Origin of the sequence: Streptomyces sp. NBC_01571 (assembly GCF_026339875.1) — a bacterium.
Classification (GTDB): Bacteria; Actinomycetota; Actinomycetes; order Streptomycetales; family Streptomycetaceae; genus Streptomyces.
The window spans coordinates 44,010-51,133 of sequence record NZ_JAPEPZ010000007.1; the positions used below are offsets into that span (position 1 = coordinate 44,010).

Annotated in this window: 6 protein-coding genes; 5 read left to right on the top strand and 1 reads right to left on the bottom strand. The window is 67.5% G+C overall.

Annotated features, from left to right (window positions below; translation table 11 throughout):
- Nucleotides 1–59: 59 nt before the first annotated feature.
- Together OHB41_RS51215 and OHB41_RS51220 are read left to right on the top strand one after the other, a co-directional pair.
- Nucleotides 60–1,217, top strand: coding sequence for a protein kinase domain-containing protein (locus OHB41_RS51215; RefSeq protein ID WP_266709554.1), 1,158 nt, complete (start codon nt 60–62; stop codon nt 1,215–1,217).
- 264 nt (nt 1,218–1,481) lie between these two features.
- Nucleotides 1,482–3,146 carry a small VCP/p97-interacting protein gene (locus OHB41_RS51220; RefSeq protein ID WP_266709556.1) on the top strand — a complete coding sequence of 555 codons (1,665 nt, stop codon included), beginning with the start codon at nt 1,482–1,484 and terminating at the stop codon, nt 3,144–3,146.
- Nucleotides 3,147–3,257: 111 nt separating this feature from the next.
- Here OHB41_RS51220 and OHB41_RS51225 read toward each other — a convergent pair whose 3' ends face one another.
- Nucleotides 3,258–4,322: a hypothetical protein gene (locus OHB41_RS51225; RefSeq protein WP_266709558.1), complete on the bottom strand. Its 1,065-nt coding sequence runs from the start codon at nt 4,320–4,322 to the stop codon at nt 3,258–3,260.
- A 296-nt stretch (nt 4,323–4,618) separates the two neighbouring features.
- Between OHB41_RS51225 and OHB41_RS51230 the strand changes: the two genes are divergently transcribed.
- The 3 genes from OHB41_RS51230 to OHB41_RS51240 all read left to right on the top strand — a co-directional run bounded on the left by OHB41_RS51230 (nt 4,619) and on the right by OHB41_RS51240 (nt 7,044).
- Nucleotides 4,619–5,257: a hypothetical protein gene (locus tag OHB41_RS51230; RefSeq protein WP_266709560.1), complete on the top strand. Its 639-nt coding sequence runs from the start codon at nt 4,619–4,621 to the stop codon at nt 5,255–5,257.
- Between the two features lie 78 nt (nt 5,258–5,335).
- Nucleotides 5,336–6,277, top strand: a complete 942-nt coding sequence (locus OHB41_RS51235; RefSeq protein ID WP_266695978.1) for a transposase — start codon at nt 5,336–5,338, stop codon at nt 6,275–6,277.
- Nucleotides 6,274–7,044, top strand: a complete 771-nt coding sequence (locus OHB41_RS51240; protein WP_266709562.1) for a transposase — start codon at nt 6,274–6,276, stop codon at nt 7,042–7,044. Before OHB41_RS51235 ends, OHB41_RS51240 begins: the two co-directional genes overlap by 4 nt.
- The last annotated feature ends 80 nt before the right edge of the window (nt 7,045–7,124 follow it).

Below are 7,124 nucleotides of genomic sequence, written 5' to 3' on the forward strand. Positions count from 1 at the left end.
CGTGACGGGTACACGCTTGGTGCACCGTGCGTTGCTGTGCGTACGGGAAGGGGGGAGTCGTGCAGGAAGGGACCGTGCTGGACGGCCGCTACCGGCTGATCCAGTCGATCGGTGCAGGCGGGTTCGGTCAGGTCTGGGCAGCACACGATCCCAAGATCGACCGCCTGGTCGCGGTCAAGGTCCTCACCGGTCACGCGAGCAGCAGCCGGCAGGTCGCTCGGTTCGCCCGTGAGGCCGCAGTCGCCGGCGGCCTCGCCCACCCGAACATCGTCACCGTCCACGACTTCGGCTCCGCGACGCATAAGGGGCAGGCGTGCGCCTACCTGGTGATGGAGCTCCTGCCCGGCAAACCGCTCAGCGACGTCCTGAAAACCGGGAGACTGCCCCTGCCCAAGGCCCTGCACGTGGCGGCCTGCGTCGCGGACGCCCTCACAGCCGCACACGGCGAGGGCCTCACACACCGGGACATCAAACCGTCCAACATCATCATCAGGTCCAGAGGCCAGGCGACGGTCGTCGACTTCGGCATCACCAAAAGCAGCGACGAACGGCATGACATCACCACCACCGGCGTCCTGATCGGCACCCCGGCGTACATGGCGCCCGAAGCACTCGCCGGCACCTTCGACCACCCCTCCGACCTGTACTCCCTCGGCTGCGTCCTTTTCGAAATGGTCACCGGCCGCCACCCCTTCACCGGCAGCTCCTGGCAGATGGCCAACCAGCACATCAACGAGCAGCCCGCCCCGCTGCGCACACTGCGCCCCGACACTCCCGCTGAACTGGAGCGGCTGGTCACCCAGCTCCTGGCCAAAGACCCGGCTCAGCGGCCGGCCTCCGCCAGGAGAGTTCGGGACATCCTCAAAGAGATCAACGACCGGCACTTCGGGGCCACACCGCCCAGTCGCGGCCGGGACCTCGCGCACCACATACAGGTCAGCGGAGCGGAAGCCGCAGCAGGCGCGATCATCCCCGTGCGGATCACCTCCCGCAAGGCCTGCCCCGCCTGCGCCACACGGACCGATGAGACCGCGGCACGGTCCTGCACCGCGTGCAAGGGTGAAGGCCAGGTGATCCGAGAGCAGCACACCCACAAGGTCCGCCTTCCCGCCGGCATCAAGGACAGCCAGAAGGTCCGGCTCCGCGAACTCGGAGGTCCCGGCCAACACGGCGGCGCACCGGGGGACATGTACCTCACCGTGCACGTTGACGCCTGAACGCACCCCGCACCACCAAGTCCAGAGTCTCTTCCGGGAGACGACCACGCCCCGGGCACGCGCCCGCTTCTGCCGGAACGTGATGTCTGCCTATGCCACCGCTCTTACGGGCTGGGCGCAGGCGCGGCCCATACGTTCCGGTCGACGCAGCAACGGCCAGCCTCAACTGTCCACAGCGTCGGCAGGCTTGATTGTCAGTGCCGTCGTACACAATGACAGCGTGTTACCTGAAAGTCGTTCTCAGGGGGTGCTGTGGACAGGCGCTTGATTCGCACCGCGGTGTTCGGCAGTCCGGGTTCCGACGATCCGGCTCTCTGCCCGGAGACGCCGGATGAACTGGACGCGTTCCGTCTCGAGCACGCCGACGTCACCATCTGGTGCGGCACGATGTTCGAAGGCGGCTGCGGTCGGCGGCTCACCACCCGGCGATGCACAGACAAGATCTGCCATTTCGCCCACTACGGCACCAGCGACGAATCGGTGCGCTGCGCGCGGACCGGTCGCGGCAAGGACAGTGCCGACCACCTGTATGCCAAGGCGCACCTCGCGGCCTGGCTCCACGCCCAGGGCCTGACAGCTCAGTTCACCTACCCTGAGCCGCTCGGCTCCGCCGTGCTTGTCCAGTTCGAGGACGGGCGCACTCTCCTGGTTCACCTCGACCGCAATCAGCCGGCGGACTGGAACGGCGACTTCTGGGAGATCATTCTCGGGCCGGGCGTCCGGGTGCCGGCGCACATCCTCAACGAGCGCGGCTACGTGCAACGCCTCCGCTTCGAAGACCGGCCCGGCGGCGGCCGTGTCATGCGGTTCGGCACCGAACACCCCAGCCAGGGCACCACCTGGGACAGTCTCGACAACGTCACGCTGACGCCCAAAGGCCTGAACACCACGACCCGGCCCGACGCGGTACGCGCCCCCTTGACCGACGATCCGCGCCCGCGCCAACCAGCCGCCCCCACCCGGCGCGCCATCATCGACATCGCTCCACGCCCGAACGGGGCCAGCACTGCGCGTCAAGACGATGCCGTCAAGCTCGCCGTGATGCACCTCGACCGGGCCCTGCGCGAGCAGCCCGAGCTCCTCTACACCCGGGTGGGCGCCATCAAGCGGCTCCTGGAGAAGGACCACCTCCCGGAAAACGTCGCCCGCCTCCGACTGGCCCTCAAGCGCGGTCAAGAGGGACTGGACCAGCGCACTCGGGAGCGCGAGTCGCTGCTGCAGGAGCTGCAGCAGACGCCCACCTATGCGCTGTTGACCCAGGTCTCCAACCTGATGAACGACGGGAACGTGTCAGCGGTAGAGCGCGAAGTGCATCGCCTCGCACGCGAAAAGGTCAATGCCGAACAGGCCGCCCGGCGCCGCCAGCAGCAGGAGCAGAACGCCGCACAACGCCGTCAGCGGGAGGCGGAGCAACGCGCGTGGCGAGAGCAGCGTGCGCGGGCCCACGAACAGGAGGAAGCGGAGCAGCGTGCGTTGTGGGAGCAACACGAGGTGGCCCGCGAGCACGAGGAAGCGGAGCGCCGTGAACGCGCCGAGCGGGCGGAGGCCCGGCTGAGGGCCGCGGCACAGCAGGCGGAGAATGAGCGCGCTGAGAAGATCGCCTACCTGGCTCCGTTCGTCTTGGGCGCGCTGAAGAAAGCGGCCCGCGAAGCGCGCGTCACCACCTGGCTGGAGATACGAGAGCGCACCGGCCAGCGTGACCTGGTCCGCCTCAGCTACGAGGACCGGCTCAGCGTTCTGCAAGCCGTGGAGAAGAAGACCAAGCCTGATGCTCCCCTGTGGTCAACCATCCTCGCCGCGACAGGCACGCCGGAAGCGCTGCATCTGTACCGCGACCTCGCCGCACATCTCCGGCGCCCCGTCCCCGACGACGACACCGAACTGCTGGCCCACGCGACCGCAGACTGCGCCCGGCTCCGCTGGCAGTAGGAGAACGCGAAGACGGAGACAGGAGATCAGTCCGATACGCGGTGACCAGCTGGTCACCGCCCTTCCTGATGTGACCGTACGCGTGTCGGCCGCCCACCGGTCAGCGTAGTCCTATTCGTCGTCGGGCTGCTCGAGGCCCTGGTTCAGTGCCCGCAGCAAGGCGTGGGCGAGGAGAATCGCCAGCAGAACGAACTCTGGGCGGTAAGTGTCGGGTGAGGCCTGGTGGGCTCCGAGGTGGCGGTTGAAGGTGTCCTGGGTGGTGTCGGGACCGAAGGTGTTCCTCATGCCGGCCAGCACCAGGTAGTGCTTGAACTGCAGGAGAGTGAGGTCGCTCCAATCGCCCGCGTCGTTGAGAGCACTGTCGATGACCCAGTGATGGCCGCCCTTTGTGTACGTCGCTTGGGGGAAAGAACGCCGGATCCAGGCGTTGCCGTGCCGCTTCATCGCCGTCTCGAGCACGTTGCCCGCCAGGGCCTGGGCGCCCTCGTTGAAGTCAGCCCGCGCGGTGCGGGTGGCAGCGTTCAAGATGGTGACCATGCCCGTGAGCTCCGGGTGGGTGACGATCTGGAGGCTGGCTTCGACGTCGTCAAGAACATCGTCCCGGTACTCGGCAAGAAGGGTGTAGCGCTCCAGACGGGTGCTGAGGGGGAGCAGAGCTTTGACGATCTCGGTCCGTGGTGCCCACGCGAGGGACAGCCCGTCGTCCTCACCCAGGCTCAGGATCGTGTAGAGGTCCTCGGTGTCGAGCCCGCTGAGGTTCTCGGGTAGGAAGAGAGCCGATGCCGCCCCGAGTTGTTCCAGCAGTGTGCGGGGGAGCGACACACTGCGCACAGCGTCGTTGATGCGGCTGTGCCAGTCGTATATGTCGCTGAGATCGCTTTGGAGTGCCAGGACGGGCGTGGCGATCGCCTGGTAACGGCGCTGGGCGTCCAGGGCAGCCTGGTAGACCGCGTTGGCCGGTCCCATGGCCTCCACCATTGAGCGACGCATGGACTCGATCGAGCGGAGTTGGCGGCGGATCGGCTCAACCTGCTTTTCGACGGAGTTGAACCAGGCGGCGTTCCTCCCGGCGGACTTCATGAGACCGGACAAGTCGATGTCGTCGCCTGCATCCTGCTGTGCCTCCACTTCTTGATCGAAGTCATCTTCGGCGTCCGGGGCGTCCTCGTCTTTCATGCACTCATGATCCTGGCTTCGGCGCAAGATTGCAGTCACGCCGATGGCACCGCTCTGTTACCAACCCCCCGACATCTACCGAAAGCGGGCACGTAGACGTCGTGCGTCCCGAGACCGATTTGGACGGCGTCGCCTGCATCGAAGTGGTCGCGGATGTACTCGCTGGGCTACGACGTCTTGAAGGCGCGGCGCCGCGGGCTCAAAGCTGCGTGACGTGGGCTGATTTTCGACGCGTGCCCCCTCGGTGTGCGGGCTAGCGTTCCTGCGACCTGACACATCAGCATCGAGGGGGAAACGTGTCTCGCATTCGGCCGGTTGCCAATGGCACCCGTACTGACCATCCCACCCCCGGGCTTCCGTTCGTCAACGACGGCCGCCTGCCCCTGGACAACCCCGACGCCATCGAGCGCACCGGTCGGAACCAGGGAGAAGGCCTATGGGGGCGCACTGATGAAACACGCAATGGGGGCTGGGTAGCGTTCACGACCGAGCCCAAGAACCGGGCGTTTGCCTGGGCGGTGTACTACCACCCAGTGCACGGCCGGACCGTCCTGCTCATTCATGACCGTGACCTGGGAAGCCTGCACCACGCCTGGATGCACGAGCCCACGGGGATCCTGTATCGCCACGGTGGGTACTGGTGGGATGGAGAACGCTGGAATCGTCCTGCACAGGTGTGGGATGCCGCGTACGAGCACTACGACGTCCGGCCTGTCGCGCGCCAAGTGACCATCACGGCGGCCGACTTGCTCAGAGCTCCTTGCAGTGCAAGGCGCGCCAGCGTCGCCAAGATCGCCAGCTTCACTGTGCCCGACGGACCGGTCGACAACTGGCAGGATCACCTGGCGTTGTGGGCGGAGTTGCGCAGTTCGCAGGAGGCGGTCCGGTCTTTGGATGCCTGCGTGACCCTGTTGCCCATTCGGGTTGTGGGCTGACAGCGGCTTGATTGTGCTGGCACGGTTGGTGCTGCGGCCGGTTCCTTCCTGATCCCCGGTCGCGGGGTGAGAGTGGTCGTGTCGTTGGAGCCGCGGTCGTGGCCGGAGCCGGATCCCGTGGTGACGCGGGCGGTCCGGGCGAAGAACTACGGACGCGCGGTGCCGTTGCCGGTGGCGGTGCGCGACCGGCTCGGGGAACTGTTCCCGGACGAGGAGTTCGCGGCTGCATTCGGCAAGACGGGGCCGGCGGGTTGGTCTCCGGGGCGCCTGGCGTTGGTGACGGTGTTCCAGATGGCGGAGAACTTGACGGACCGCCAGGCCGCTGAGGCGGTGCGTGACCGGCTCTCGTGGGCCTACGCGTTGGGGCTGGGGCTGGAAGACACCGGCTTCGACTTCACCGTGCTGTCCCAGTTCCGCACTCGGGTAGTTGAGCACGGTCTGGAGGAGAAGGTCCTGGACCTGCTGCTGACCCGTCTGAAAGCGCAGGGTCTGGTCGGGGCCGGGGGCAAGCAGCGCACCGACTCCACCCGTATCGTCTCCGCGGTGCGGGACCTGAACCGCCTGGAGCTGGCGGGTGAGTCGGTACGCGCGGCAGTGGAGGCGTTGACGGTGGCGGCCCCGCACTGGGTCGCCGGCGTGCTGGACGTGCCCGGCTGGTCGCGTCGCTACGACACCCGCATCGACACCTGGCGCATGCCCTCCTCCGCCACCAAGCGCGACCAGCTCGCGCTGACCTACGCCCGCGACGGCCTCGCCCTGCTCAGCTCCGTCTACGATCCGCGCTCCGAACCCTGGCTGCGCGAGCTGCCCGCGGTGCAGACCCTGCGCACCGTGCTGCTGCAGAACTACACCCGCACCACCGCGCAGAACGGACGCGAGGCGGTGGCCCGCCGCACCAGGACCGAGGAGGGCGGCGACGGGCTGCCGCCCGGCCATCTGCGCATCGCTTCCCCTACGACCTCGACGCCCGCTGGTCCGCCAAGCGCGACACCTTCTGGAACGGGTTCAAGCTGCATGTGAGTGAGAGCTGCACGGATGCGCCCGAGAAGGAGCGCACCGCCCCGAACCTGATCACGAACGTGGCCACCACCGCCTCCACCGTCCCCGACACCAAGGCCCTGGACGGCATCCACCAGCAGCTTCAGCGCCGCGGCCTGCCTCCGGGCGAGCACTACCTCGACTCCGGCTACCCCAGCGCCGAACTGATCGTGAAGTCCCGCAAGACCTACGGCATCACGCTGATCACCCCGGTTCTGCTCGACCAGTCCCGCCAGACCCGCGCCGCCCAGAGCTTCCAGGCCGACGCGTTCACCATCGACTGGAAGTACCAGCAGGTCACATGCCCCCAGGGACAGACCAGCTCCTCCTGGAGCCCGTGCACCCAGCACGGCCACCCGATGATCGTGGTCGCCTTCACCAAGCCGACCTGCGGCCCCTGCCCGGTCCGCGAGTTATGCACCACCAGCCGCCGGGGCTTCCGGCAGCTCACCTTGAACCCTCGCCCGCTGACCGAGGCCCTGCGCACCGCACGCGCCGAACAGGCCGACCGGGACTGGCAGGACGCATACGCCCTACGCGCCGGTGTCGAGGGCACCATGCGACAAGCGATCGCCGTCACCGACAGCCGCCGGGCCCGCTACCGCGGCCTGGCCAAGACCCACCTCGAGCACGTCCACAGCGCCGTCGCCCTCAACCTTATCCGCCTGAACGCCTGGTGGAACGGCAGGCCACTCGACCGCCGCCACACCAGCCACCTCGCCCGACTCGAACTCAGCCTCGCCGCGTAACCGAATGGGCAACAGGGTCTCGATCCTTCCAAAAGATCGAGTCTCGATCAAACGCGGAACGGTTCAGTCCGGCCCGTCCT

Excerpts from the sequence above, each read along its gene's own strand:
- OHB41_RS51225 (WP_266709558.1), bottom strand. The coding sequence starts at position 4,322 with ATGAAAGACGAGGACGCCCCGGACGCCGAAGATGACTTCGATCAAGAA.